The organism is Mesorhizobium sp. B1-1-1, from assembly GCF_006442955.1.
Classification (GTDB): Bacteria; Pseudomonadota; Alphaproteobacteria; order Rhizobiales; family Rhizobiaceae; genus Mesorhizobium.
In genome coordinates, this window is the sequence record NZ_VFWW01000006.1 from 81,849 (window position 1) to 105,618 (window position 23,770).

Sequence of the window (23,770 nt, forward strand, 5' to 3'; positions counted from 1 at the left end):
ATGAGCCCCATGGTTGATGAGCAATGACGGCGAGGCGATGGCAGTTGGCGCACGGACGTCATCTCGACCTTGGCGACAAGGCCGTGGTGGTCGGCATTCTCAATGTCACGCCCGACAGTTTTTCCGACGGCGGTCTGTTCGATGCCGCCGAAACCGCGCTGGTCCAGGCGCGCCGCATGCTGGGCGAAGGCGCCCTGGTCGTCGATGTCGGCGGTGAATCGACCAGGCCGGGCGCGTCAGCGATCACGGCCGGCGAGGAGCAGGCGCGCATCCTGCCGGTGATCGAGGCGCTGGCGGGTTCCGGCGAGGTGCTGATTTCGGTCGACACCTATCGCGCCGAGACCGCGCGGCTTGCCGTCGCGGCCGGGGCGCATATCGTCAACGACGTCTGGGGCTTGCAGCGCGAGCCGGACATTGCGCGTATCGCAGCCGAAACCGGCGCGGGGCTCATCATCATGCATACCGGGCGGGATCGCCGAAAACTGCCCGACGTCATCGCCGACCAGTTCGCGTTCCTCGAAAAATCACTGGAAATCGCCCGCCGACACGGCATCGCCGACGATCATATCGTTCTCGATGCCGGCTTCGGCTTCGCCAAGGAGACGGCCGAGGATAACCTCGACCTGATGGCGCGGTTTTCCGAGCTCAACGCCCTCGGATTTCCGCTGATGGCCGGAACCTCGCGAAAACGCTTCATCGGCACCGTCACGGGCCGCGATGCCGCCGCAAGAGGGGCTGGGACTGCGGCGACGAGCGTCATACTGAGATTGAAGGGCGCCGACCTGTTTCGTGTCCACGATGTCGCAATCAACGTGGACGCGCTGGCCGTGGCGGATGCTATGCTGGCGCGCGAAACCGCCGCTTCGGAACGCTGAACCATGTATGTCATCCGCCTGAAGAACTGCGCCTTCTTTGCCCGGCACGGCGTGCTGGACGAGGAGGAGGCGCTCGGCCAGCGCTTCTATGTCGACGCCTCGCTCACCGTGGAGCCCGGGCGCGCGCTGGTCGACGATGCCATCGGGGAAACCGTCAATTACGGTGTTGCCTTCACGGTGATCGAGGAGATCATCACCGGACACAGGCGCTTCCTGATCGAGGCGCTGGCCCTGGAAGTCGCAAAAGCCCTGACGGAACGCTTCCCGCAGATCAGGAAAGCCGAAATCACGGTCCGCAAGCCGAATGCGCCGGTGCCCGGCGTGCTCGATTACGTCGAGGTGACAGTTGTCTGGCCGCAGTAACACCGTCTATCTCAGCCTTGGCGGCAATCTTGGCGATCCGGCGAGTTCGATGGCGGCGGCGCTGCGCCTGCTCGACGCCGATCCCGCCGCTCGCGTGGCCGCGGTGTCCTCGCTCTACCGCACGCCGCCCTGGGGCAAGCTCGACCAGCCCGACTTCCTGAACGCCGCCGCCGAACTCTCGACACGGCTCTCGCCGCGGGCATTGCTCGACCTGTGCCTCGATGCAGAGCGCAAGCTGAAGCGCGTGCGTGAGGAGCGCTGGGGGCCGCGCCTCATCGATATCGACATCCTGGTTTTCGGCGACCGCGTCATCCACGAAACCGGCCTGGAAGTGCCGCATCCGCGCATGCTTGAACGTGCCTTCGTGCTGGCGCCGCTGGCCGAGATCGCGCCCGATCTTGCGGTAAGCGGGCGAAGCGTCTCGGAGCGGCTGGCCGCCGTCGATGCGGCCGGTATCGAACGCCTGCCGTCGGGCCGCGACTGGTGGCTGGATAGACCAGCGTCAGCCTGAGAACCCGCCATCGTCCAGAAAGGTTTTTTCCTCCGGCGTGGTTTCGCGGCCGAGCATCTTGTTGCGGTGCGGAAAACGGCCGAAGCGCCGGATGATGTCGAGGTGTTCTTCGGCGTATTTGAGGTAGTCCGGCGCGTTGGCCGCGGTGAGCTCGACCGACCGTTCCTGGTCGGCGAGCAATTCCGAATGTTCGAACGGCAGATACAGGAACACCCGCACTTCCGGTTCGAGCGCCAGGTCCTGGCCGGCCGTCACAGCTTTTTGGGCAAAATGCTTCGCCAGCGGGTCGGTGGCGTACATGTGGCCGGTACCGCGAAAGCAGTTGCGCGGAAACTGGTCGAGCAGGATCATCAACGCCAGCGAGCCTTCGGCATGCTCCGACCAGCCGTCGCATTCGCGCCGTGCGGCCGCGTAGTGCAGCTCAAGAAAGCGGTTGCGGAAATCGCCGTCGAAAACATCGCTTTTCTCGAACCATGCGTCCGCTCCGGCATCACGCCAGAATGTGGTGACCGACAGGGCTCTGCTGTCCAAATCCATGCTTTTTTCCTATCAATCCGCCGGCTCGGACTTGTGCAGAACGCCGGCCGTTTCCTCGTTGAGCGCCTGGCCGGGGCGGCGCGGCGTGGAGAGCGGCGTCGGGATCGGCGTGCCGATATTGCCCTTCAGGAAGCGCTGTCCGGAGCGGATGCCTTCGGCGAGTTGCGTCTCGAAGCGGGCGGTGTCGCGGCGGCGGACGTCTTCGACCACCTCGGCGACGTCTTCCGGGTCGACGCCCAGGGCCTCCAGCGTCGAACCGCCAAAAACCAGCGCCGATTCGAATGTTTCACGCAGCTGATAGTCGACGCCTGTGCGGATGAGCTGTAGCGCGGTGCCTCGGTCGAAGGCGCGTGCCAGCACGGTGAGCAAGGGAAACTCGGCTTTGACGAGCTCGGCGATGCGTACGGCGGCATCGGGTTTGTCGACGCAGATGAGCACGGCGCGTGCGCGCCCGGCACCGGCAGCGTGCAGGATGTCCAGCCGCGTGCCGTCGCCGTAGTAGACCTTGAAGCCGAAATCGGCCGCCGCCTGGATCATCTCGACATCGTTGTCGATGATCGACACGTCGATGCCGCGCAGCAGCAATGGCTGGCTGGCGATCTGGCCGAAGCGGCCGAATCCGATGATCAGCACGCTGCCGGTCAGCCCTTCGGCGACGTCGACGCCATCCAGCGACAGCTCGTCGCGCGGCGTCAGATACCGCAACGCGACGATCGCCAGCGGCGTCAGCACCATGGAGATGATGACGATGGCCGTCAGCGTCGCGTTGGCCTGGCCGTCGATGATGCCGACGGAAGCGGCGGCCGAATAGAGGACGAAGGCGAATTCGCCGCCTTGCGCCATGAAGACGGCGCGTTCCAGCGCCTCGCGATGGCCCGACTTCAGGATGCGGGCGACGATGTAGATGCCGAGCGCCTTCATGACCATGTAGGCAACGACATAGACGGCGATCAGCCGCCAGTTCTGAACTACCACATGCAGGTCGAGCGACATGCCCACGGCGAGAAAGAACAGGCCGAGCAGGATGCCGCGAAACGGTTCGATATCGGCTTCGAGCTGGTGGCGGAAGGTCGATTCGGACAGCAGCACGCCGGCCAGGAACGCGCCCATCGCCATCGACAGGCCGCTGAGCTGCATGGCAAGGGCGGATCCGAGAACGACCAGAAGGGCGGCCGCCGTCATCACCTCGCGAGCGCGGGCATCCGCCAGGATACGGAAGAAAGGGTTGAGCAGAAAACGTCCGGCCAGCACCAGGCCGATGATCGCGGCAAGGCCGATACCGACCTCGGCCAGCCGCTCCGACAGGCTGGTGTCGGTGCCGCCTGGCGCCAGGAACGCGATCAGGGCCAGCAGCGGCACGATCGCCAGATCCTCCAGCAGCAGGATGGAGACGATGCGCTGGCCCTTGGGCGAGGCGATTTCGCCGCGCTCTTCCAGAAGCTGCATGACGATCGCCGTCGAGGTCAGCACGAAGCCGGCTCCGGCGACGAAGGATTGCGCGATGGAAAAGCCTCCGGCTATTCCCACACCGGTCAGCAAGACCGCGCAGACCCCGACCTGAAGCGCGCCCAGGCCGAAGATCTCGCGGCGCAAGCCCCAGAGCCGCGACGGCTGCATCTCCAGCCCGATAATGAACAGGAACATCACGACGCCGAGCTCGGCGACGTGGAGGATGGCTCCCGATTCGGAAAACACACCGATGCCGAACGGGCCGATCACCACGCCCGCGGCCAGATAGCCGAGAATCGAACCCAGGCCCATACGTTTGAAGATCGGAACGGCGACAACACCCGCGGCGAGCAGCGCCACCACCTGAACAAGCTCGCTGCCCGCTGCCTCTGCCGCCATTCCCGCCATTCCGCTCGTTTGAGGACCGCAGCCTGTGCGGTCGGGTCAAGACGCCTCGGATCAGGCGCCAGCGCCCCAAGGATAGGGGCTTCGGCGGGCATGTAACAGCCCGAATCCTGCGGCGGGCAATGTTGCAGGCACGTTACACAAGTTGAGCGCGAGGCCGCGTTGCGTCTGGCTGCAATCGGAGGTTAAGCACGCTCGGCTTCGGCCAGTGGAGGGTGTGGCGATCAAGCCGCGCCCTTTTTGAGGAGATGACTGACATGAAGAAGTTTTTGCTCGTTGCCGTCGGCCTGGCGGTGCTCGCCGGCTCGGCTTGCTCCAAGGCGCCTGAGTGCACGGCCGAGGTCGCCACCAAGAAGGCGCAGGACATGGCCGCCGCGCTGCAGGAGGCGGTTACCAAGGATCCGTCCAAGGCGGCCGATCTGACGGCCAAGGTGCAAGAGGTGACGACCAAATATCAGGGCACCACGACCCTGGCCGACGCCTGCAAGGCCTATGATGAGGTGACGGCGGCGATCAAGGGCTGATCGTTCCTATCGACGTCTTCAAAAGGAGGCGGTGGCGATGGGCCGCCGTCTCTTTTTGTGTTTGGTTACAGGCGGTTGATACGCGCTCAGTTCGGCGCGATGGAGCCGACTTCGATCGCGTCGACCCGCTTCAGGCTCATGCCGATCACCGGCACCAGCTGGTCCGCGACGCGCACTGCAACCGTCACCGTCATCGAATTGTCGTCGGGGATGCGTGCCTGCATGACGCCGCGCAGCTGGTTGCGGTTGATGGTGAACACCACCTTGCGGGCATCGACCACATTGCCGCCGATGATATCGAGGCCGGCACCGGCCGCGCCGCCCATGAAGGAGCCCTTGTAATCGCGCCCCTTGCGCTCGATCTTGGCCGACATCGGCTGGGTGAACATGCCCACACGGCAGCCGCCGTCGAGCGTCATGCCCATCTTGCCGTCGGGCGTCGAGCCGGTGAAGCTGCAATTGAACTTCGTGCCCTTGTATTTGCCGGCGACGATCTCGCCCGGGCCCACCCACTTGCCTTCGGCGGACCGGAAGAACTGCTTGTCCGGCTCCGCCGCGGACGCCTGTGCGGCAATGCCGGCGACAGTGGTGATCGCAACCGCCAGGGGCAACAGGCTGGACAGAATTACGCTTTTCATCGACGACACCCGGCAACAAAGAGGCTATTTTGGAACCAGTGCGACCATGAACAAGATTGGTTAATGCTTCGTCACTGCCAAGGTCGTCGTTCACTTGCCAGGCGGGGTGTTCTCGCTTTCCTTCCTGCTTGCGAACGATGTCAGCGCGGAGAGGAAATCACCCAGTCCCGGCCGTTTTGCCGCACTGAAGGGCAGGGGGCGCGCCGTCTCCATCGCGGCGATGCCGATGCGCGCCGTCATCATGCCGTTGACGACGCCTTCGCCGAGCTTGGCGGAGAGGCGCGCAGCCAGGCCGTGGCCGACGATCTGCTGGACGAAACTGTCGCCGACGGCGATCGAACCGGTGACCGCCAGATGCGCCAGCACGCTGCGCGCCAGGCGAAAGAAACCCAGTGTTCCCGGCCGCCCGCCATAGAGTTCCGAAAGGCGCCGGATGAGGCGCCCGGCCTCGAACACGACATAGGCTACGTCGACGAGCGCACGCGGACTGACGGCCGTCACCAGCGACACGCGTTTGGCGGCTTCCAGGATCATGATCTTGGCCCTGGCGTCGAGAGGGCCAAGGATCTCCGCCTCAGCGAGACGCACCAGATTGGCGCCATCGATGATCTCGTCGCGCAGATCGGCCAGCGCGCGCCTGCCCGCGGCCGTTTCGGGTTTGGCCGCGACGAAGGCCGACAGCTCGTCGACCACCAATCGCGCCGCCTTGGGATCGTCGCGTGCAATCGCATCGAGCGCACGTTTCTGCAGCTTTTCGACCTCGGCAAGCCGGGCGATCGCCAGGAACTCGCGAATCAGGATCACCACCAGCGCCAGCACGGCGACGGCAGCCATGCCGGCGGCCAGCCAACCCAGCCACTCGGCGCGCGCGAACAGATCGCGAATGAGCTGATCGGTCCACAGGCCGATGGCCAGCGAAACCAGCACCCCGAACGCGCCGAAGAAGATGGAGCCAAGCAATGAACGTTTCCTGCGAGCGACCGCCGGCGGCGGTTCGGCAGCGACGATGTCCGGCTCGTCGAACACGTCGATCTCCGACGGGATGACCAGCGCGACATCGCTCTTCACCGCGCGGGGCTTGCGCTGTGTGTCGGTCTGGACACGGCGCGCCTCCGGCGCCCCGGCCTGGGCACGGCGCGCCTGCGCCGCGTCCTGCTGCGATGTGGCCTCCGGTTCGATGCGGAATGCCGCCGGCTTGCGGGGCGCGGTCATGCCAGATGGTCTCCGATCAGGAACTGCAAGGCACGGTCGAGCCGGATATGCGGCAGTGACAGCATGACGCCCTCGGCCGTGCGCTCGAGTTTTGGCGGGCGAAAACGCACGAAGCGGATCGCCGGGTCGGTATTGTCCTGCCTGTGCGCTCCCCCGGGAGCTTCGAAGACAGCATCAATTTTCTCCGGTAAATCACCGGGAAATATGGCCGTTTCAGCTTTCCCGTCAAAGGTGTCGCCATTGATTGTCTCGCCCGCGAGCGGTGTGCCGATGATGACCGGCAATGTCTCGCGGCCCTGTTTGACGGTGCCTTCCCGTGTTGCGCGCACCGCCGCCATGGCGACGACGTCGACGCCGGCGCCGGTGAAATTCGCCCGCGCCACGGCGCGGTCTGCCAGCCGCCGCACGATCGCCTGCAAGCGGTCATGGCTGTCGTGATGCAGGTGGTCGGCCTTGGTGGCGGCGATCAGGATACGATCGATGCGCCGCGAGAAAAGATCGGTGAGGAAGCTGCCGCGTCCAGGACGGAAACAGGCGAGGATCTCGGTCACCGCGCGCTCCAGGTCGGCCATGGCTCCGGGGCCGGCGTTCAGCGCCTGCATGGCGTCGATCAGCACGATCTGGCGGTCGAGCCGGGTGATGTGTTCGCGGAAGAAGGGTTTGACGACATGGGTCTTGTAGGCCTCGTAGCGCCTTTCCATCATCGCATGCAGCGAGCCGCTGCGCGGGCGCTTGTCGCCCAGGCTGGCCAGAGGCGCGAAGGTCAATGCGGGCGAGCCTTCGAGATCGCCAGGCATCAGGAAACGGCCCGGCGGCAAAGTCGAAAGCGCCCGCTCGTCGAGCTTGCAGGCTTTGAGATAGGCGGCGAAATCCTCGGCCAGGCGGCGCGCCGTCATCTCCTCGGCATCGGCGTTCGGGTCGATCTCGGCCGATAGCGCCCGCCAGGCGCGCGACAGATCCTCGCGCACCGGCAACGCAGCCATTTCAAGGGCTTCGCGCGAAAAATCGGCGAAGGACTTGCCGAGCAGCGGCAGGTCGAGCAGCCATTCGCCGGGATAGTCGACGATGTCGACCGACAGTTTTCCGGAGGAAAACATCCTGTTCCAGCCGGAGGCCGATTCATATTCGATGGTCAGCCGCAATTCGGAGATGGCGCGTGTCGAATCGGGCCAGACGCGGTCGTTCACCAAGGCGGCGATATGGTCCTCGTACTGGAATCGCGGCACCGCGTCGTCGGGCTGCTCTTCGAGGAAAGCGCGCGCGATGCGCCCGGATTTCTGCGCCTCGAACAGCGGCAGGCGCCCGCCGTGAATAAGGTTGTGGACCAGCGCCGAGATGAAAACCGTCTTGCCCGCCCTGGAAAGACCCGTGACGCCCAGCCGCAGCGACGGCGAAAATAGCCCGCTGGCGCGGCCCGAAAGCGTGTCGAGCGCAATTCTCGCCTCGTCGGTGAAAGTGGTCAGCGATGACGCCAAAATTGTCTCTCGATGCTGCGACAGGTCCGATATAGGCGTTGCCGTGCTGGTTTGAAATGGCGTCAGAGGTCAGCCGGCGTCAGGAATGCCTCGAGATAGCCGGCACCCTGGGCGGCCCCGGCAAGATCGCCGCTGAAGCGCACGACCGCCAGGCCCGAGGTCGGGAAACCATGATTGAGCATGGCGCGGGCGCTTTCCTCGCCATCGCCGGACACCGCCATGGCGAGATCCTCCGTCATCGGATTGTGGCCGACGAGCAGCATCGAACCCACCCCACCATTGTCCCGGATGAGGCTGAGGTACGCGGCCGCGTCCTCGCTGTAGAGCGCGTCGACGAACAGAACCCGGCCGGTGTCGGCCCGACCGGCCACGCCTTCCAGCGTCTCCTTCGCGCGCCGGGCTGTGGAGCAAAGCGTCAGATCGGGCACATAGGAGCGCGACCGCATGGCGATGCCCATCGCCTCCGCATCAGCGCGGCCGGACGCATCGAGAGGGCGATCGAAATCACGCATGCCGGGCAGCGCCCATCCGGCTTTGGCGTGCCTCAACAGATAAAGCCTGCTCACCCAACCTCCACCGTGCCAACAGCCCGAACCGTGCTGTGATTAGCCATAAGAACGGCGTGGCGCACAATGGCAGTCGTTTTTCAGACATGGCGAATCATCAGCCGGCGGCCGCCAGTTCGAAGGATCCGGTACCTAAGACCAGCCCGAATCACCTCAATCGCGCTCATCGAGGCAGATTAACAATTGCGTGAATCGGTAATCGATTGCGCTTGTGCAGGCGTTTGACCGCGAATATATAGGCGCCAAATTTGGGGCTGTTTGGGTGAGTCGAATGAACGATGCCGTTACCGCCGATTACGTACCCTCCGAAGACGAGCCGTTCATGAACGAGCGGCAGAAATCCTACTTCCGCTCAAAGCTCGTCACCTGGAAGAATGACATATTGCGCGAAGCGCGCGAAACCCTCGAAATCCTACAGCAGGAAAACGCCAATCATCCCGATCTAGCCGACCGCGCCTCTTCGGAAACCGACCGCGCCATCGAACTCAGGGCGCGCGACCGCCAGCGGAAACTCATCGCAAAGATCGATTCGGCCTTGCAGCGCATCGAGGAAGGCACTTACGGCTATTGCGAGGAGACCGGCGAACCGATCGCGCTGAAGCGGCTGGATGCCCGCCCGATTGCAACCTTGTCGATCGAAGCGCAGGAGCGGCACGAGCGCCGCGAGAAGGTCTATCGCGACGATTAGCCTGCGGTCTGCATTCAAGAAGATTTCAGCGATATCGCTCTCGAAATGGCCGGTTTTCCGGCCATTTCTTTTTTCAGAACCGGGCGATGCGCGCAAAACCCCGATCGGTTTTTCGGACCGGGCGCAAGCGCTGCTCATCTTTTCTGGCTGGAGAGTTCGCCCAGAAGCCTGGTCATCTCGTCGTCGAGCGACGGCGGTGTTTTTGCCACCGGCTTATTCGCCGGACTGCTCGAGCGGGGCTGGTCGAGCGAAACCTCGAGTTCCTTCATCAGCGTTTCATCGATGCTTTCCTGCCCCGGCGGTGGTGAAGCCGGCGGCGGGGCATGCCGGACGGCATTGACGTTTGCGGAGCCGTAGGAAGGCAGCGGCGTGACATTGGTCGGCTGATAACCCTGCGCCGCCGGCTTCGGCACCGGCTCCGGAGCGCGCTGGCGGGCGGGTGGCGCTGCACTCACCGGCTGCGGAGCAGGTGCCTGTCTCGCCGGCGCCGGGGTGGGCTGATGCGGACGCGGCTTTGCCACCGCGACAGGCTGCTGCGAACCGCCATCTCCGGTCAGCGCGGGACGGCGTGGCGCAGAAAGGCGGATGTCACGCTCGACGACGACATCGGTGGGGCCGCCGATCAAAAGCAGATGCTCGATGTCGTCGCGGCGCACCAGCACTAGGCGGCGATGGCTGTCGACGGCGGTGGCGTCCATGACCGCAAGCCGCGTCTTGCGGTTCCGGCCGCCCGCGACAAAGGTGCCGAAGGTCAGGTTGCGAACGAGTTTGACGATGATGAGGACGACAACCAGCAGGACCAGCGCCGCGAAGGTCCACAGCAGTGCCGCTACATAGCCGGGGCCCGCTACGCTATCCAGCCATTGCAGCATTGGTTCCCCCTGATCGGTTTGGAAGTGACGCGACACTAGACCGTTGCGGCGGGCTACCGCAAGTTGCCTTTCACGCTTCATGAACAGCTTGAAACACTGGAGGGCCGGCCGACATCATTTTTATCTGACATTTGCCGCCCGGGCCTTTTCGGGACCAGGAGAATATGATTCAACCCGACAGGGGCGGGCGTCGGCACACATTGCGGCGAGTATCGGAACACCGGACTTCAAGAGCAGGGGGCACATGGCCAAGGAAACGCGCGGCGATTTCTATCCGGTACCGATCGTCGATCAGAACACGCGGCCGGGCGCCGTTACCCGGCTCGTCATCTTCATTGCCGTCCTGACGGGGGCCGCGATCGTTTTCGGCCTGTTTCGCGAGCGGCTCGGCGACCCTTTCCTGCTGGGCATGCTCGGCGTGCTGGCGATGATCGGCGTCGGCTTCCTGTTCGCCACGGCGATCGGCTTCGTGCAGATCACTCCACGCTCGACGGGCGACGAACTGTCGAAGGCATTCGTCGATTCGATGTCGCAGGGTCTTCTGGTCACGGACACCAAGGGCCGCGTGGTCTATGCCAACCGCGCCTATGCCGACATGACCGGAGCCTCTTCCGCGGCCGACCTGAAGACGGTCGAAGGGCTGCTTTCGGATGTTCCGGAAGCTTCGGTCACCATCTACCGACTGGCCTCCGGCCTGCGTGACGGCCAGCCGGGCGACGGCGAGTTCCGGCTCGCGCAGTCGATCAAGCCTGGCGCTGAGCCAGGCGCGCGCTGGTATCGCGCCCGCGCCCGCGCTTTCAGCGTGCCGGGCCAGCGGCCGCCGATGCTCGCCTGGCAACTTGCCGACATTTCGCAGGAACGCGCCGAGCAGGAGCGTTTCTTCCTGGACCTGCAGAAGGCGATCGATCATCTCGACCACGCGCCCGCCGGCTTCTTTTCCGCCGACCAGGAAGGCCGCGTCACCTATATCAACGCCACGCTCGCCGAATGGCTGGGCATCGACCTTGCCAGCTTCACGCCCGGCGCCGTCTCCCTGCCGGAGATCGTCGCCGGCGACGGCATGGCGCTGGTGCGCTCGGTCAAGGCCGACCCCGGTACGACGCGCAACGCGGTCATCGATCTCGACCTCACGACAATGACGGGCGAGGCGCTGCCGGTGCGCTTCATGCATCGCGTTTCAGCCAGCCGCGAAGGCCTCAACGGTCCGACGCGCACGATCGTGCTCAACCGCACGCAAGGCGAGGACGCCTCGGCGGACCTGCGCGCTTCGGAAGTGCGGTTCACCCGCTTCTTCAACTCGACGCCGATGGCGATCGCCGGCGTCGACGCCAGCGGGCGCATCCTGCGCACCAATGCGCCATTCCTTTCGCTGTTTTCATCGGTCGTCGACCGGGACGCCGTCGACCGCCGCATGCGGCTCGACACGGTCATCCACGAACGTGACCGCCCGGCCTTTGCCGCGGCCTTCGAAAAGGCACGGCAGCGGCAGGCCGATATCGAGCCGATCGACACGCTCCTGCCCGGCAATGAGGAGCGCCACATCCGTTTTTACGTCAATGCGGTCGCCGACGGCACAGGCGGCGAGGGGGCCGAGGAGTCGGCCATCGTCTACGCCGTCGAGACGACGGAGCAGAAGGCGCTCGAAGGGCAGATGGCGCAAAGCCAGAAGATGCAGGCCGTCGGCCAGCTTGCCGGCGGCATCGCACACGACTTCAACAATGTGCTGACCGCCATCATCATGGCGTCGGACCTGCTTCTGACCAATCATCGGCCGTCGGACCCATCCTTCCCCGACATCATGAACATCAAGCAGAATGCCAACCGGGCAGCCTCGCTGGTGCGGCAGTTGCTGGCCTTTTCGCGCAAGCAGACGCTGCGGCCGGAAGTGCTGAACCTTACCGACGTGCTCGCCGATCTCAGGATGTTGCTCGCCCGTCTGGTCGGCAACGACATCAAGCTGAAGATCGACCACGGTCGCGATCTCTGGCCGGTCAAGGTCGATATCGGCCAGTTCGAGCAGGTGGTGGTCAACCTGGCGGTCAACGCGCGCGATGCAATGCCGGCGGGCGGCGACCTCACGGTGCGCACCCGCAATGTGACCGCCGAGGAGTGCAAGACCTTTCCCTACCGGGAACTCACTCCGGCGGACTATGTGGTGGCCGAGGTCGAGGACACCGGCAGCGGCATCGCGCCCGACGTGCTGAAGAAGATATTCGAACCGTTCTTCACCACCAAGGAGGTCGGCAAGGGCACCGGCCTTGGCCTGTCCATGGTCTACGGCATCATCAAACAGACCGGCGGCTTTATCTTCTGCGATTCCGAGGTCGGCAAGGGTTCGGTCTTCCGCATCTTCCTGCCGCGCCACATCGCCGAGGCAAAGAAGGCAGGCGAACCCGGGGAAGCACCGGCAGCGGTGCCTGCCAAGTCGGCAGAGACAGGCAAGGATTTGTCCGGGTCGGCCACGGTGCTGCTGGTCGAGGACGAGGATGCGGTGCGCATGGGCGGCATGCGGGCTCTGACCTCGCGCGGCTATACCGTGCACGAGGCGTCCTCCGGGGTCGAGGCGCTGGAAGTGTTCGAAGCGCTCGGCGGCAAGGTCGACATTGTGGTTTCGGATGTGGTGATGCCGGAGATGGACGGGCCGACGCTGCTCGGCGAGTTGCGCAAGCGCCAGCCGGACATCAAGTTCGTCTTCGTGTCCGGCTATGCCGAGGATGCATTCGCCAGGAACCTGCCGGCGGACGCGCATTTCGGATTCCTGCCGAAACCGTTTTCGCTCAAGCAGTTGGCAACGATCGTCAAGGACATGCTGGAGTCTTAGGCCGTGAACCCATAAATCGGGAAATGGCCGAGATTGGTGGTTCCCGGAGGGCAGCTTAGGAGGCGGAATCGCCGAATAGCGGCCGTTCAGCAAATCCGAGCAGCAAGGTTTTTGCGATCTCTCGCGCCTTCGAGGCAAGCGCCTCATCCGGCAGTTCGCCGGCGGTCCAGAATGACAGGACCCCACGAAAGGCAAATGCGAGCTGTTCCGGCAGACTGCGCAGCGCCTTCTGCCTGCCGGCCGCGATCAAGCCTTCGCCCGCTCCAAGGGCCAGCGACCACAAGGTTGTGGAGTGCGCCAGGACCTTTCCGGGGGACGGGCCGGCCGTGCCGATCCATCCCATCACGGCCCGGTTTATCTCCGGCTCCTCCAACATTACCTCGACCGCGGTATCGATGGCCAACAGCACGCGGCCTGCGGCATCGGCAGGCGGTGACATCCCGGCAAAGCGCTGGGCCATCGTATCGATCCGCCGCCGCGAAAGGGCATGCATGATCGCGGCCTTGCTCCCGAACTGATTGAACGGCGTCGCGAAACTGACTCCGGCTTCGGTGGCGAGGTCGCGCATCGAGAAACCGGCCTTACCCTGTCGGAGCAGTCGCTCCGCCGCATCGATCACACGCCGGCGAAGCGGCTCACCCCGCGTGGCGGTCGGAGCAACCTTGGTCTTGTTTGGTGTCATGCTGTTATCTATATCATGATATAGTTTTCAATCATAGCCCGGAGTGAACCATGACTTCCACCCCTAAGACATTCCTCATCACCGGTGTCAGCTCCGGGCTGGGGCGAGCATTTGCAAGAGGCGCGCTTGAAGCGGGCCATCGGGTGATCGGCACCGTGCGGCGGGAAGCCGACGCCGAGATCTTCGCCGCGCTCGCGCCCGATCGCGCCCACCCGCTCTTGCTGGACGTGACCGATTTCGAGACGGTCCCGGCGGCTGTCACCGCGGCGGAACGGCAGGCGGGTCCAATCGACGTGCTGGTGAACAACGCCGGTTACGGCCATGAGGGCGTGCTGGAGGAGTCGTCCCTGGACGATCTCCAGCGCCAGTTCGCCGCCAACGTCTTCGGGCCCGTCGCGATGATCAAGGCGGTGCTGCCGGGCATGCGCGAGCGGCGTCGCGGCCATATCATCAACGTCACGTCCATGGGCGGCTTCATCACCATGCCCGGGATCACCTTCTATTGCGGAAGCAAATTCGCGCTCGAAGGCATTTCCGAAGCGCTCGGCAAGGAAGTGGCAGGCTTTGGAATTCGGGTGACGGCGCTCGCTCCCGGCCAATTCCGCACGGATTGGGCCGGACGCTCGATGGATCGCACGCCGCGCAGCATTGCCGACTATAACGCGGTCATGGACCCGATCCGCGCCGCGCGACAGGCCAAGAGCGGCAACCAACCGGGCGATCCGGCCAAGGCCGCGCAGGCGTTGCTCGTGCTGGTCGATGCCGCGAACCCGCCGGTACGGCTGTTCCTGGGCGACGATGCGCTGGGGCTGGTCGACCAGAAGCTCGACGCGATGCGGAGCGAAATCAGCGCGTGGGAGGAGCTTTCGCGATCAACCAGCTTCGCATCATGAGCGCTTGGAGTGCGTCGGCTGATGAAGACGCGCCGCGCGTTTTCATCAGCCTGCAATTGGGGCGGCTCGGCCTGACCGCCGGCCGAACATCCCGCCGAAGAGCAACCAAGTGAAGCCTTGCTTCAGCGGGCGGCTCTATCGCGAGCGCAACCTGATCGAGCGGTTCTCCTCCAAGCTGAAGCACTTCCGGCGTGTCGCCACCGCTACGACTTTGATAGAGTCGCCGACCGGTTTAACTCTTTGTTTTCGTGATATTGTCGTCCTGAAACGAAGTTTCCGTGTATTAGCGTTCCCGAATGCCTCTTGCGCAATACCGCGACAAGGCCATGATTGTGGATGAAACGGCAGGGACGAGCTGTTGACGCCACACATCGAAGCCAGCAAGGGTGACTACGCCGACATTGTGCTGTTGCCGGGCGACCCCCAGCGCGCCGAATGGATGGCCATGACATTCCTGGAGGCCCCACGCTGCATCAACCGCCGGCGCGGTGCCCTTGGCTTCACTGGCCTGTTTCGTGGTCAGCCGGTCAGCATCCAGGCGACCGGCATCGGCGTATCCTCCTTTCTGATCTATGCGCATGAGCTGCTGGACGGCTACGGTGTGCGGACTTTGATCCGTACCGGCACCTGCGGCGGGCTGACCGCTGAGGTAAAACTACGCAGCCTCGTCATCTCGCAATCGGTGCGGCCCGAAAGCGCCCGAAGCGGTCAGGTTTTCGGCCTCTATGACGCTGCAGCCGGGCCGGACCCGGCGCTGTTTGCTCGCGCATTGGCGAAGGCGGCCGAACTCGGCATCGACCACCGTGCCGGGCTGACGGCATGCAGCGACGTCTTCCACCATCCGCAGGGACGCGCCCGTTTTGCCGATGCGCAGGCAGCCGGCGCGCTGGCCGTGGACATGGAGACCAGTGCGCTCTATCGCATTTCCAGGCATTTCGGGGCCCGTGCGCTATCGATCTGCACGGTGGTCGACGATATCGACAGCGGCGAACAGACCCAATATGCGGAACGCCAGGATCTTTTTACCGACATGACGCGGCTGGCGCTGGAAATCGCCGCCGCCGATCGGCCCGGTGCGTGATAGGCCCGCCGAGCCGCCCCAGTTCCTGATGCATTCCGAACACAAAGCCGGGGGGCACTTTTCTGGATCTTCAGGCGGCTTCCCATTTCGGCGGCATCTGGTCTTCCATGCCCGGCCGGTGGCTGCGCAGATAGAGCGCGCAGGTGGTGCGCAGCATGGAGGCGAAGTTGGGAATCTCGCCATTGATCTCGATGGCCTCGTCATAGAGTTTCGAGATGAATTTCGGCGTCGTCAGGTCCTGGCTTTCGGCGATTTCGTCGAGCAGTGCCCAAAACGTCGCCTCAAGCTGGATGCTGGTCGAATATCCGTCGATGCGGATCGACCGGTTGATCTGACGATAACCTTCGGGGTCCTGGGCCGCAAATACCCTGCACATCCGACAACCTCCCACGTTCGTTGATTTTTGGCGTTGATTTTGGGTGGACAGATGCTTTTGCCGCCAGAGGCGACGCGGCCTTTGTCCCCGACAGCATTCTCCGGCAAAATCGGCTGAACAGCAATCGGACTTTCGTCCTTGCGATTGTCAGGCGAGTCGATCTTCGGAGCGTGGTAACCGGCTGCCACCATCTTTTGCCGTCGCCGCGCATAATCATCTTCGAAGCATCGAGTGGCGAGGACTGATTTGGCGAAGGCAATCCACACCATGATCCGGGTTCTCGACGAGACCCGCTCCGTCGATTTCTACAGAAATGCCTTCGGCCTCGATGTCGCCGAAAGGCTGGATTTCGACACGTTCACGCTCATCTACCTCAGCAATGCCGAGACGCAATTCGAAGTCGAACTGACCGTGAACAAGGGTCGGCAGGAGCCTTATGCGCTTGGCGATGGCTACGGCCATCTCGCGGTTTCGGTCGTCGATCTCGACGGCGAGCACGACCGGCTCGGCGCGCTCGGCCTCAACCCGAAGAAGATCGTCGAATTCAACCGTGACGGTTCGCTGATCGCACGCTTCTTCTTCATCGAGGATCCGGACGGCTACAGGATCGAGGTTCTGCAAGGAGGAGGCAGGTTCCAGTAGAGATCGCGGCCGCGTGTGCGCGGCGCCAGCCAAGGCATCCCATGGATGCAACCAGCAAGCAGGGAGGAAAATATGGTCACGATCTATGAAAGCAGGCCCGGGCTTTCGCGGCGCGAGCTTCTGAAGCGCGGCGGCGTCGGAGCCTTGCTCGTCATTTCCGGCAGCGCGGTCATCAGCCCGGAACATGCCTGGGGCCTCGAAACGTCGGCGCTGAAGCCGGAGACGATGGCGACGCTGATCCAAATGGGGCGGGACGTCTACCCGCACGATCAGCTTCCCGACAAATATTACGCCATCGCGGTCAAGAGCCATGACGATCAGGCCGGCAAGGATGCCGCACATAGGGATCTCATCGAGAACGGCATCGCCGATCTCGACAAGAGGTCCGGCAAGGGCGGCTACCGGAACCTTGGTTGGGAGGATCAGCGTGTCGCAGTGCTGAAGCAGGTCGAAGCCACGCCTTTCTTCCAGGCGGTGCGCGGCGGCCTCGTCGTCAGCCTCTACAACCAGAAGGAGGTCTGGCCGGTCTTTGGCTATGAGGGCGAATCCTATTCCAAGGGCGGCTATATCGCGCGCGGCTTCGACGACATCGAGTGGCTCTGAGCCGCTCCTCTCGCCACCCAGCAAAATCGAAATCATGGGAGGAAACCATGGCAGCAGCATTTGATCTGAAAAACGACAATTTGGTCGTCATCATCGGCTCGGGAGCCGGCGGCGGCACACTCGGCAATGAACTCGCCCAGAAGGGCATCGACGTCGTGATCCTGGAGGCCGGCGCTCGCCACGAATTCGACGACTTCATCAATGACGAGTGGGACTCCTTTGCCCAACTCGCCTGGAAAGACAAGCGCACGACTTCGGGCGACTGGCGCGTAGCCAGGGATTTTCCGAACCTGCCGGCCTGGATCGTGAAATCGGTCGGCGGCTCGACCACGCACTGGGCCGGCGCTTCGCTGCGCTTCCAGGAGCATGAGTTCAAGACCGCCTCGACCTACGGCAAGGTGGAGGGCGCGAACCTGCTCGATTGGCCGGTGACACTGGCCGAGATGGAGCCTTATTACGCCAAGGCCGAAGCCAAGATGGGCGTCACCGGCACCAATGACTGGCCGAGGCTGCCGGGCAACAATAATTTCAAGCTGTTGAAGGCTGGCGCCGACAAGCTCGGCTACAAGGAATGCCACACCGGCAACATGGCGATCAATTCGGTCGAGCGTGACGACCGGATGTCCTGCCAGCAGACCGGCTTCTGCTTCCAGGGCTGCAAATGGGGCGCCAAATGGTCGACGCTCTACACCGAGATCCCGAAAGGCGAAGCGACAGGCCATCTCGAGGTGAGGCCGAACGCCATGGCCGTCAAGATCAACCATGACGCCTCGGGAAAGGTGACCGGCGTCGTCTATGCCGACAAGGACGGCAAGCTGCAGGAGCAGAAGGCCCGCATCGTCGCCGTCGCCGGCAATTCGATTGAAAGCCCGCGCCTGCTGCTCAATTCGGCTTCGAGCAAGTTCCCTGACGGCCTCGCCAATTCATCGGGGCAGGTGGGCAAGAACTACATGCGCCACACCACCGGCTCGGTTTATGCCATCTTCGACAAACCGGTGCACATGTATCGCGGCACCACGATGGCCGGCATCATCCGCGACGAGGCGCGGCATGATCCATCGCGCGGTTTCGTCGGCGGCTACGAATTCGAGACGCTTTCGCTCGGCCTGCCGTTTATGGCGGCCTTCCTCGATCCCGGCGCTTGGGGCCGCTCCTTCACCACCGCGCTCGACCACTACGACCACATGGCAGGGCTGTGGATCGTCGGCGAGGACATGCCGCGCGAAGAAAACCGCATCACGCTGCATGCCGACGAAAAGGACGAGCACGGCATGCCGATCGCCGATGTGCATTTCGACGATCATCCCAACGATACGGCGATGCGCGATCATGCCTACAAACAGGCCATGGCGCTCTACGACGCGGTTGGAGCGACGCGGACTTTCCCGACGCCGCCCTATCCTTCCACCCATAATCTCGGCACCAACCGGATGAGCGAGAAGGCGGCCGACGGTGTCGTCAACAAGCACGGCCAGACGCACGACATCAAGAACCTGTTCGTTTCCGACGGCAGCCAGTTCACGACAGGCGCGGCCGAGAACCCGACGCTGACGATCGTCTCGCTGGCGATCCGGCAGGCCGATTACATCGCCAGCCAAATGTCAGCGAGAAGCATCTAGTTCCACCTCCCGACTGCCTGCTGGCGCGGAGCCCCGACCGGGGTTCCGCGCCATTTTTCTCGACTTTCAGCCCTTGGTGCAGGTCGAGGCGGTGAAGGCGCCGTCGGGCTGTCTCATGATGATGTCGAATGAGGGCGGGCCCTGGCCATCCAGAGTCGCCTGAGTGAGGGACAACGAGTTGCCGCCGGCGGTGTAGCCGCCGAGTGGTCCCAGCCAGGAGATCACCCCATTTGCGTCCATCTGGTAATTGTAGCCCTGCTGGGCGGTCCCGAAGGTGACTGGGCCGGTATAGACGTTTCCCTTGATGGTGATGTCGCCGAGGTTGAGGAACATGCCGAGCAGGTAGACCTCGCAATGATAAATGCCGTCGGGCATCTTGCCGTCGCTGAAGTCGGCTCGCGCCGCCCCGGTCGCCGCCGCCAGAAACAATAGGCCGGTAGAGATGCGTGAAATTCCGGATGCCATGACGTCGCTCGGTTGAGGGGCGAGCTTGCCCCATTTGTGTGCCGTACCGCAATATTTGTCGCGTGCGGCCCGCGTCCGGAGATCAAAATCCAGGCATTTGGAGAAATTGGACGAAAATTAGGCAAAAACCGTGTGCGCTGCGCAAATTTCTCTCAACCAATTTTTAACCGGCCCTCACGCTTTCTCTAAGCACGATATGTCAATCCACTGATAATATTGAGCATTAACTCCTTCCACGAAACCGCCTCGGCGATTGGCATGGGGGTTGCTTCGTAGTGTTGCGTTGCAATCAATCAGCTTGGGAGTGTCAGGCATGAGGGGTAATTTCTCGACAATAACAAAAATGTTTTCGGCGGGCGTGGTCGCTGCCGGCCTGTCGATGTCGGCGCCCGCGAAGGCGGCCGACGACACGATCAAGGTCGGCATCCTCCATTCGCTGTCCGGCACGATGGCGATTTCGGAGACGACGCTGAAGGATGCCATGCTGATGCTCATCGACGAGCAGAATGCCAAGGGCGGCCTGCTCGGCAAGAAGCTCGAAGCGGTCGTCGTCGATCCGGCGTCCAACTGGCCGCTCTTCGCCGAGAAAGCGCGCGAGCTGATCTCCAAAGACAAGGTCGCGGCGGTGTTCGGCTGCTGGACCTCGGTGTCGCGCAAATCGGTGCTGCCGGTGTTCTCGGAACTCGACAACATCCTGTTCTATCCCGTCCAGTATGAGGGCGAGGAGAGCGAGCGCAACGTGTTCTATACGGGCGCGGCGCCGAACCAGCAGGCCATTCCGGCCGTCGACTATCTGATGAGCGAGGATGGCGGCTCGGTGAAGCGATGGGTGCTGGAAGGCACCGACTATGTCTATCCCCGCACCACCAACAAGATCCTCGAGGCCTATCTGAAGGCCAAGGGCGTCGCGGCGGAAGACATCATGGTCAACTACACGCCGTTCGGTTTCTCGGACTGGCAGACCGAAGTCTCGGCAATCAAGAAGTTCGGTTCGGCCGGCAAGAAGACCGCCGTCGTCTCCACCGTCAACGGCGACGCCAACGTGCCGTTCTACAAGGAACTGGGCAACCAGGGCATCAAGGCCGAGGACATCCCGGTCATGGCCTTCTCGGTCGGCGAGGAGGAGCTTGCCGGTCTCGACACGGCGCCGCTGGTCGGCCATCTCGCCGCCTGGAACTACTTCGAGAGCGTCGACACGCCCGAGAACAAGAAGTTCATCGCCGACTGGCACAAGTTCATCAAGAACGACAAGCGCACCACCAACGACCCGATGGAGGCCCACTATATCGGCTTCAACATGTGGGTGAAGGCGGTCGAGAAGGCCGGCACCACCGATCCGGACAAGGTGATTGACGCCATGGTCGGCGTCTCGGTGCCGAACCTGACCGGCGGCTATTCGACGATGATGCCGAACCATCACATCACCAAGCCGGTGTTGATCGGTGAAATCCAGGCAGACGGCCAGTTCGAGACGGTCTCGCGCACGCCGGGTCTGGTGATGGGCGATGAGTGGTCGGATTACCTGCCCGATTCCAAGGACCTGATCTCCGATTGGCGGGCGCCTCTGTCCTGCGGCAACTTCAATGTCGCCACCGGCAAATGCGGCGGCAAGGGCACAAACTGATTCTCCCGGGCTGGACCTTCAGGTCCATGCCCATGACCGCGAGCGTCCGGACGGTTCCTTCGCCGTCCGGACGTCCAACTCAACCCTGAAGAGTCGCCTGACGCCGATGAACCTTTTCCGCGCACTTGGCCTGACACTGCTGTTCTTGCTGGCGACGCTGTCGTCATCGAGCGCCGGCGAAGCCGATCTGCGTGGCATCATCGCCAAGTTCGCCGCCGCCAAGGGTTTTTCGGAGACGGGAGCTGTCGTTCACGACCTGGCGGCGACCGGCGATCCGGCAGTGGAGCGGCCTCTTGCGGCACTCGCCGATGGCAATCTTTACATCCGCAAGATCGATTCCCTGGTCTTCGTCGGCAAGGAAGGCGGCGAACGGGTCCAGCTTTTCGACCCGCTGAGCGGTGAGCCATCCGGTGAAGCAGCCAAGGACGACATCACCAAGATCAAGGTCAACAACACGCTGCGCCGCACCATCCGCGATGCGCTGGGCACGCTGACGCTTGGCGCCAGGGATCCGGCCGTGCGGCTCGCCGCCGCCGACACCATGTTCAAGACGCCCGATTCCGCAAACATCGAGCCGCTCGACGCTGCGATCGCCAATGAGACGGTCGCCAGTGTCAAGACCTTGCTGGAACAGGCTCGTGCCGCGTCGATCCTGAGCTCGGATCGGCCTGATGCCGACAAGCTCGCGGCAATCGCCCTGATCGGCGCGCGCGGCGACCGCGATGCGGTATCGCTGCTCACCTCGGCAGGGGCCAATGCCTTGGGCGCAGTGCAGGAAGCCGCGACGGCGGCTATCGCCAACATCAATTCGACGCTGGCCCTGTGGGACGCCGGACAGAACATCTGGTATGGCATTTCGCTGGGCTCGGTGCTGCTGCTGGCAGCGATCGGGCTTGCCATCACCTTCGGCGTCATGGGCGTCATCAACATGGCGCATGGCGAGATGGTGATGCTCGGCGCCTACACGACCTTCGTCGTCCAGCAGGTGATCCGCACGTCGTTTCCCGGCCTGTTCGACTGGTCGCTGGTCATCGCGCTGCCACTTGCCTTCCTGGTCGCGGGGCTTGTCGGCCTCGCCATCGAGCGCGGCATTATCCGCTTCCTCTACGGCCGGCCGCTGGAGACGCTGCTGGCGACATGGGGCGTTTCGCTGATCCTGCAGCAGGCAGTGCGCTCGATCTTCGGGCCAACCAACCAGGAGGTCGGCAATCCCTCCTGGATGTCGGGTTCGTTCGATGTCGGCCAGCTTGCCATCACCTGGAACCGGCTCTGGATCCTGGTCTTCGCGCTTAGCGTCTTTGCCGTGCTGCTCTATGTGATGAAGCGCACCCCCTGGGGCCTACAGATGCGCGCCGTCACCGCCAACCGCCGCATGGCCGCCTCCATGGGCATCAGGACGCCATGGGTCGACGCGCTGACCTTCGCGCTCGGCTCCGGCATTGCCGGCATTGCCGGCGTGGCGCTCAGCCAGATCGACAATGTCTCGCCCAATCTCGGCCGTGGCTACATCATCGACAGTTTCATGGTCGTCGTCTTCGGCGGCGTCGGCAATCTGTGGGGCACGCTGGTCGGCGCCTTTTCGCTGGGCATCGTCAACAAGTTCCTGGAACCCTATGCCGGCGCCGTGCTCGGCAAGATCGTCGTGCTGGTGCTGATCATCCTGTTCATCCAGAAGCGCCCGCGCGGCCTGTTCGCGCTCAAGGGCAGGGCGGTGGAAGCATGATGTCGGGACGCTTCTTCGCCGCGGGCGCGGACCGCCGCATCGCCATCACCATCCTCATCCTGCTGGCGGCGGCCATCATCGTGCCGCTGCTCAATCTTGCGGTATTACCGACGAGCGCCTTCTACATTCCGCCCTATATCGTGGCGCTGACCGGCAAATATCTCTGCTACGCGCTGCTTGCCTTGGCGCTCGATCTTGTCTGGGGCTATTGCGGCATCCTCTCGCTCGGCCACGGCGCCTTCTTCGCGCTCGGCGGCTACGCGATGGGCATGTATCTGATGCGCCAGATCGGCTCGCGCGGCGTCTATGGCAATCCGGTCCTGCCTGATTTCATGGTGTTCCTGAACTACAAGGAACTGCCCTGGTTCTGGACCGGCTTCGACCATTTCTGGTTCGCCGCGATCATGGTGCTCGCGGTGCCTGGCCTGCTCGCCTTCGTCTTCGGCTGGTTCGCCTTCCGCAGCCGCGTCACAGGCGTCTATCTCTCGATCATCACACAGGCGATGACCTATGCGCTGCTGCTCGCCTTCTTCCGCAACGACATGGGCTTCGGCGGCAACAACGGCCTGACCGATTTCAAGGACATTCTGGGCTTCAACGTCCAGGCCGACGTGACCCGCTCGGCGCTGTTCGCGGCCAGCGCGGTGATGCTTGCGCTCGGCGTCTTCGTCACCTGGGCAATCGTCGGCTCCAAATACGGCAAGCTGCTGATGGCGGTGCGCGATGCCGAAAGCCGCACCCGCTTCCTCGGCTGGCGGGCTGAGAATGTGAAGTTGTTCGCCTTCACGGTTTCAGCTGTCATGGCCGGCGTCGCGGGCGCGCTTTACGTGCCGCAGGTCGGCATCATCAATCCGGGCGAATTCGAACCCTCCAATTCGATCGAGGTGGTGATCTGGGCCGCGGTCGGCGGGCGCGGCACCATCATCGGGCCGATCATCGGTGCGCTGCTGGTCAACGCCGGAAAATCCTGGTTCACCGGCGTGCTGCCTGAACTGTGGCTGTTCGCACTCGGCGGCGTGTTCGTCGCCGTGACGCTGCTCTTGCCGAAAGGCATCATCGGCATGTGGGATAGCTGGCGCGGCAACGCCAAGGCGCTGCGCGCGGCATCGTTGGCCGAGGAGGCCGG

23 protein-coding genes and 2 pseudogenes are annotated in these 23,770 nt (G+C 63.6%); 15 read left to right on the forward strand and 10 right to left on the reverse strand.

The features are described 5' to 3' along the window. The first annotated feature begins 23 nt into the window (after nt 1-23). Genes folP through folK form a run of 3 tightly spaced genes read left to right on the forward strand, consistent with a single transcriptional unit; the run spans nt 24 to nt 1,749 of the window. Nucleotides 24-875 (forward strand): dihydropteroate synthase, encoded by an 852-nt coding sequence (folP, locus tag FJ986_RS13455; RefSeq protein ID WP_140674548.1) that lies wholly within the window; start codon nt 24-26, stop codon nt 873-875. A 3-nt stretch (nt 876-878) separates the two neighbouring features. Beyond that, nucleotides 879-1,238, forward strand: coding sequence for a dihydroneopterin aldolase (gene folB / locus FJ986_RS13460; RefSeq protein ID WP_140498905.1), 360 nt, complete (start codon nt 879-881; stop codon nt 1,236-1,238). Then, complete coding sequence (gene folK, locus FJ986_RS13465; RefSeq protein ID WP_140656374.1) at nt 1,222-1,749, forward strand: 2-amino-4-hydroxy-6-hydroxymethyldihydropteridine diphosphokinase; 528 nt, start codon at nt 1,222-1,224, stop codon at nt 1,747-1,749. The genes folB and folK overlap by 17 nt, the downstream gene beginning before the upstream one ends. Here the strand turns inward: folK and FJ986_RS13470 are convergent. Continuing rightward, the gene (locus FJ986_RS13470) at nt 1,741-2,286 is read right to left on the reverse strand and encodes a DUF924 family protein (RefSeq protein WP_140674550.1); all 546 of its coding nucleotides are present in this window, start codon (nt 2,284-2,286) and stop codon (nt 1,741-1,743) included. The two genes, folK and FJ986_RS13470, sit on opposite strands and share 9 nt — an antisense overlap. Nucleotides 2,287-2,298: 12 nt before the next feature. Continuing rightward, the gene (locus tag FJ986_RS13475; protein ID WP_140515288.1) at nt 2,299-4,134 is read right to left on the reverse strand and encodes a monovalent cation:proton antiporter-2 (CPA2) family protein; all 1,836 of its coding nucleotides are present in this window, start codon (nt 4,132-4,134) and stop codon (nt 2,299-2,301) included. A gap of 263 nt (nt 4,135-4,397) precedes the next feature. Between FJ986_RS13475 and FJ986_RS13480 the strand changes: the two genes are divergently transcribed. Beyond that, nucleotides 4,398-4,664: a hypothetical protein gene (locus FJ986_RS13480; protein ID WP_140547541.1), complete on the forward strand. Its 267-nt coding sequence runs from the start codon at nt 4,398-4,400 to the stop codon at nt 4,662-4,664. Nucleotides 4,665-4,750: 86 nt separating this feature from the next. Here the strand turns inward: FJ986_RS13480 and FJ986_RS13485 are convergent, their stop codons facing one another. The 4 genes from FJ986_RS13485 to FJ986_RS13500 form a co-directional block, all read right to left on the reverse strand. Beyond that, nucleotides 4,751-5,302 (reverse strand): hypothetical protein, encoded by a 552-nt coding sequence (locus tag FJ986_RS13485; protein ID WP_140498896.1) that lies wholly within the window; start codon nt 5,300-5,302, stop codon nt 4,751-4,753. A 90-nt stretch (nt 5,303-5,392) separates the two neighbouring features. Then, the gene (locus FJ986_RS13490) at nt 5,393-6,514 is read right to left on the reverse strand and encodes a YcjF family protein (protein WP_140498894.1); all 1,122 of its coding nucleotides are present in this window, start codon (nt 6,512-6,514) and stop codon (nt 5,393-5,395) included. Further along, nucleotides 6,511-7,989, reverse strand: coding sequence for a YcjX family protein (locus FJ986_RS13495; protein WP_140525369.1), 1,479 nt, complete (start codon nt 7,987-7,989; stop codon nt 6,511-6,513). The genes FJ986_RS13490 and FJ986_RS13495 overlap by 4 nt, the downstream gene beginning before the upstream one ends. Nucleotides 7,990-8,051: 62 nt before the next feature. Then, complete coding sequence (locus FJ986_RS13500) at nt 8,052-8,555, reverse strand: histidine phosphatase family protein (RefSeq protein ID WP_140498890.1); 504 nt, start codon at nt 8,553-8,555, stop codon at nt 8,052-8,054. Between the two features lie 271 nt (nt 8,556-8,826). Between FJ986_RS13500 and dksA the strand changes: the two genes are divergently transcribed. Next, nucleotides 8,827-9,243 carry an RNA polymerase-binding protein DksA gene (gene dksA, locus FJ986_RS13505; protein WP_140498888.1) on the forward strand — a complete coding sequence of 139 codons (417 nt, stop codon included), beginning with the start codon at nt 8,827-8,829 and terminating at the stop codon, nt 9,241-9,243. A 134-nt stretch (nt 9,244-9,377) separates the two neighbouring features. Here the strand turns inward: dksA and FJ986_RS13510 are convergent, their stop codons facing one another. Then, complete coding sequence (locus tag FJ986_RS13510) at nt 9,378-10,115, reverse strand: flagellar biosynthetic protein FliO (protein WP_181181884.1); 738 nt, start codon at nt 10,113-10,115, stop codon at nt 9,378-9,380. A 244-nt stretch (nt 10,116-10,359) separates the two neighbouring features. On the opposite strand from FJ986_RS13510, the gene FJ986_RS13515 reads away from it, so the two are divergent. Beyond that, nucleotides 10,360-12,936, forward strand: a complete 2,577-nt coding sequence (locus tag FJ986_RS13515; protein WP_140515292.1) for a response regulator — start codon at nt 10,360-10,362, stop codon at nt 12,934-12,936. A gap of 55 nt (nt 12,937-12,991) precedes the next feature. On the opposite strand, the gene FJ986_RS13520 is transcribed toward FJ986_RS13515, so the two are convergent. Next, the gene (locus tag FJ986_RS13520; RefSeq protein WP_140674552.1) at nt 12,992-13,618 is read right to left on the reverse strand and encodes a TetR/AcrR family transcriptional regulator; all 627 of its coding nucleotides are present in this window, start codon (nt 13,616-13,618) and stop codon (nt 12,992-12,994) included. 50 nt (nt 13,619-13,668) lie between these two features. Between FJ986_RS13520 and FJ986_RS13525 the strand changes: the two genes are divergently transcribed. From FJ986_RS13525 to FJ986_RS13535, 3 genes and pseudogenes are all read left to right on the forward strand, one after another. Beyond that, nucleotides 13,669-14,511, forward strand: a complete 843-nt coding sequence (locus tag FJ986_RS13525) for an oxidoreductase (protein WP_140674553.1) — start codon at nt 13,669-13,671, stop codon at nt 14,509-14,511. 82 nt (nt 14,512-14,593) lie between these two features. Then, a pseudogene (locus FJ986_RS13530) lies at nt 14,594-14,713 on the forward strand (IS5/IS1182 family transposase); the annotation flags it as partial. 156 nt (nt 14,714-14,869) lie between these two features. Next, nucleotides 14,870-15,592 (forward strand): DeoD-type purine-nucleoside phosphorylase, encoded by a 723-nt coding sequence (locus FJ986_RS13535; protein ID WP_140515295.1) that lies wholly within the window; start codon nt 14,870-14,872, stop codon nt 15,590-15,592. Between the two features lie 70 nt (nt 15,593-15,662). Here FJ986_RS13535 and FJ986_RS13540 read toward each other — a convergent pair whose 3' ends face one another. Continuing rightward, complete coding sequence (locus FJ986_RS13540) at nt 15,663-15,968, reverse strand: ribbon-helix-helix domain-containing protein (protein ID WP_140498878.1); 306 nt, start codon at nt 15,966-15,968, stop codon at nt 15,663-15,665. Between the two features lie 246 nt (nt 15,969-16,214). On the opposite strand from FJ986_RS13540, the gene FJ986_RS13545 reads away from it, so the two are divergent. The 3 genes from FJ986_RS13545 (at nt 16,215) to FJ986_RS13555 (ending at nt 18,832) form a co-directional block, all read left to right on the forward strand. Continuing rightward, nucleotides 16,215-16,610: a VOC family protein gene (locus FJ986_RS13545; RefSeq protein ID WP_140674555.1), complete on the forward strand. Its 396-nt coding sequence runs from the start codon at nt 16,215-16,217 to the stop codon at nt 16,608-16,610. Nucleotides 16,611-16,682: 72 nt separating this feature from the next. Continuing rightward, the gene (locus FJ986_RS13550) at nt 16,683-17,213 is read left to right on the forward strand and encodes a gluconate 2-dehydrogenase subunit 3 family protein (RefSeq protein ID WP_140515296.1); all 531 of its coding nucleotides are present in this window, start codon (nt 16,683-16,685) and stop codon (nt 17,211-17,213) included. 47 nt (nt 17,214-17,260) lie between these two features. Further along, nucleotides 17,261-18,832, forward strand: a complete 1,572-nt coding sequence (locus FJ986_RS13555; protein WP_140656363.1) for a GMC family oxidoreductase — start codon at nt 17,261-17,263, stop codon at nt 18,830-18,832. Between the two features lie 66 nt (nt 18,833-18,898). Here the strand turns inward: FJ986_RS13555 and FJ986_RS13560 are convergent, their stop codons facing one another. Continuing rightward, nucleotides 18,899-19,297 (reverse strand): hypothetical protein, encoded by a 399-nt coding sequence (locus FJ986_RS13560; protein WP_140498872.1) that lies wholly within the window; start codon nt 19,295-19,297, stop codon nt 18,899-18,901. A gap of 313 nt (nt 19,298-19,610) precedes the next feature. Here FJ986_RS13560 and urtA point away from each other — a divergent pair, with 313 nt between their 5' ends. The 3 genes and pseudogenes from urtA to urtC all read left to right on the forward strand — a co-directional run. Next, nucleotides 19,611-20,921, forward strand: a complete 1,311-nt coding sequence (gene urtA / locus FJ986_RS13565) for an urea ABC transporter substrate-binding protein (protein WP_140498870.1) — start codon at nt 19,611-19,613, stop codon at nt 20,919-20,921. Between the two features lie 106 nt (nt 20,922-21,027). Continuing rightward, entirely contained in the window at nt 21,028-22,644 is a 1,617-nt protein-coding gene (urtB, locus tag FJ986_RS13570) for an urea ABC transporter permease subunit UrtB (protein WP_140674557.1), read from the forward strand. Next, a pseudogene (gene urtC / locus FJ986_RS13575) lies at nt 22,641-23,705 on the forward strand (urea ABC transporter permease subunit UrtC); the annotation flags it as partial. The gene urtB and the pseudogene urtC, both read left to right, overlap by 4 nt. Nucleotides 23,706-23,770 lie beyond the last annotated feature (65 nt).

Bases quoted from the DNA above. Each gene is read 5' to 3' on its own strand.
- FJ986_RS13540 (WP_140498878.1), bottom strand. From the start codon at position 15,968: ATGTGCAGGGTATTTGCGGCCCAGGACCCCGAAGGTTATCGTCAGATC.
- FJ986_RS13525 (WP_140674553.1), top strand. From the start codon at position 13,669: ATGACTTCCACCCCTAAGACATTCCTCATCACCGGTGTCAGCTCCGGG.
- FJ986_RS13550 (WP_140515296.1), top strand. From the start codon at position 16,683: ATGGTCACGATCTATGAAAGCAGGCCCGGGCTTTCGCGGCGCGAGCTT.
- FJ986_RS13520 (WP_140674552.1), bottom strand. From the start codon at position 13,618: ATGACACCAAACAAGACCAAGGTTGCTCCGACCGCCACGCGGGGTGAG.
- FJ986_RS13475 (WP_140515288.1), bottom strand. From the start codon at position 4,134: ATGGCGGCAGAGGCAGCGGGCAGCGAGCTTGTTCAGGTGGTGGCGCTG.
- FJ986_RS13470 (WP_140674550.1), bottom strand. From the start codon at position 2,286: ATGGATTTGGACAGCAGAGCCCTGTCGGTCACCACATTCTGGCGTGAT.
- folP (WP_140674548.1), top strand. From the start codon at position 24: ATGACGGCGAGGCGATGGCAGTTGGCGCACGGACGTCATCTCGACCTT.
- folB (WP_140498905.1), top strand. From the start codon at position 879: ATGTATGTCATCCGCCTGAAGAACTGCGCCTTCTTTGCCCGGCACGGC.
- FJ986_RS13555 (WP_140656363.1), top strand. From the start codon at position 17,261: ATGGCAGCAGCATTTGATCTGAAAAACGACAATTTGGTCGTCATCATC.
- FJ986_RS13510 (WP_181181884.1), bottom strand. From the start codon at position 10,115: ATGCTGCAATGGCTGGATAGCGTAGCGGGCCCCGGCTATGTAGCGGCA.
- FJ986_RS13490 (WP_140498894.1), bottom strand. From the start codon at position 6,514: ATGACCGCGCCCCGCAAGCCGGCGGCATTCCGCATCGAACCGGAGGCC.
- FJ986_RS13480 (WP_140547541.1), top strand. From the start codon at position 4,398: ATGAAGAAGTTTTTGCTCGTTGCCGTCGGCCTGGCGGTGCTCGCCGGC.
- urtA (WP_140498870.1), top strand. From the start codon at position 19,611: ATGAGGGGTAATTTCTCGACAATAACAAAAATGTTTTCGGCGGGCGTG.
- dksA (WP_140498888.1), top strand. From the start codon at position 8,827: ATGAACGATGCCGTTACCGCCGATTACGTACCCTCCGAAGACGAGCCG.
- FJ986_RS13515 (WP_140515292.1), top strand. From the start codon at position 10,360: ATGGCCAAGGAAACGCGCGGCGATTTCTATCCGGTACCGATCGTCGAT.
- urtB (WP_140674557.1), top strand. From the start codon at position 21,028: ATGAACCTTTTCCGCGCACTTGGCCTGACACTGCTGTTCTTGCTGGCG.
- FJ986_RS13485 (WP_140498896.1), bottom strand. From the start codon at position 5,302: ATGAAAAGCGTAATTCTGTCCAGCCTGTTGCCCCTGGCGGTTGCGATC.
- FJ986_RS13560 (WP_140498872.1), bottom strand. From the start codon at position 19,297: ATGGCATCCGGAATTTCACGCATCTCTACCGGCCTATTGTTTCTGGCG.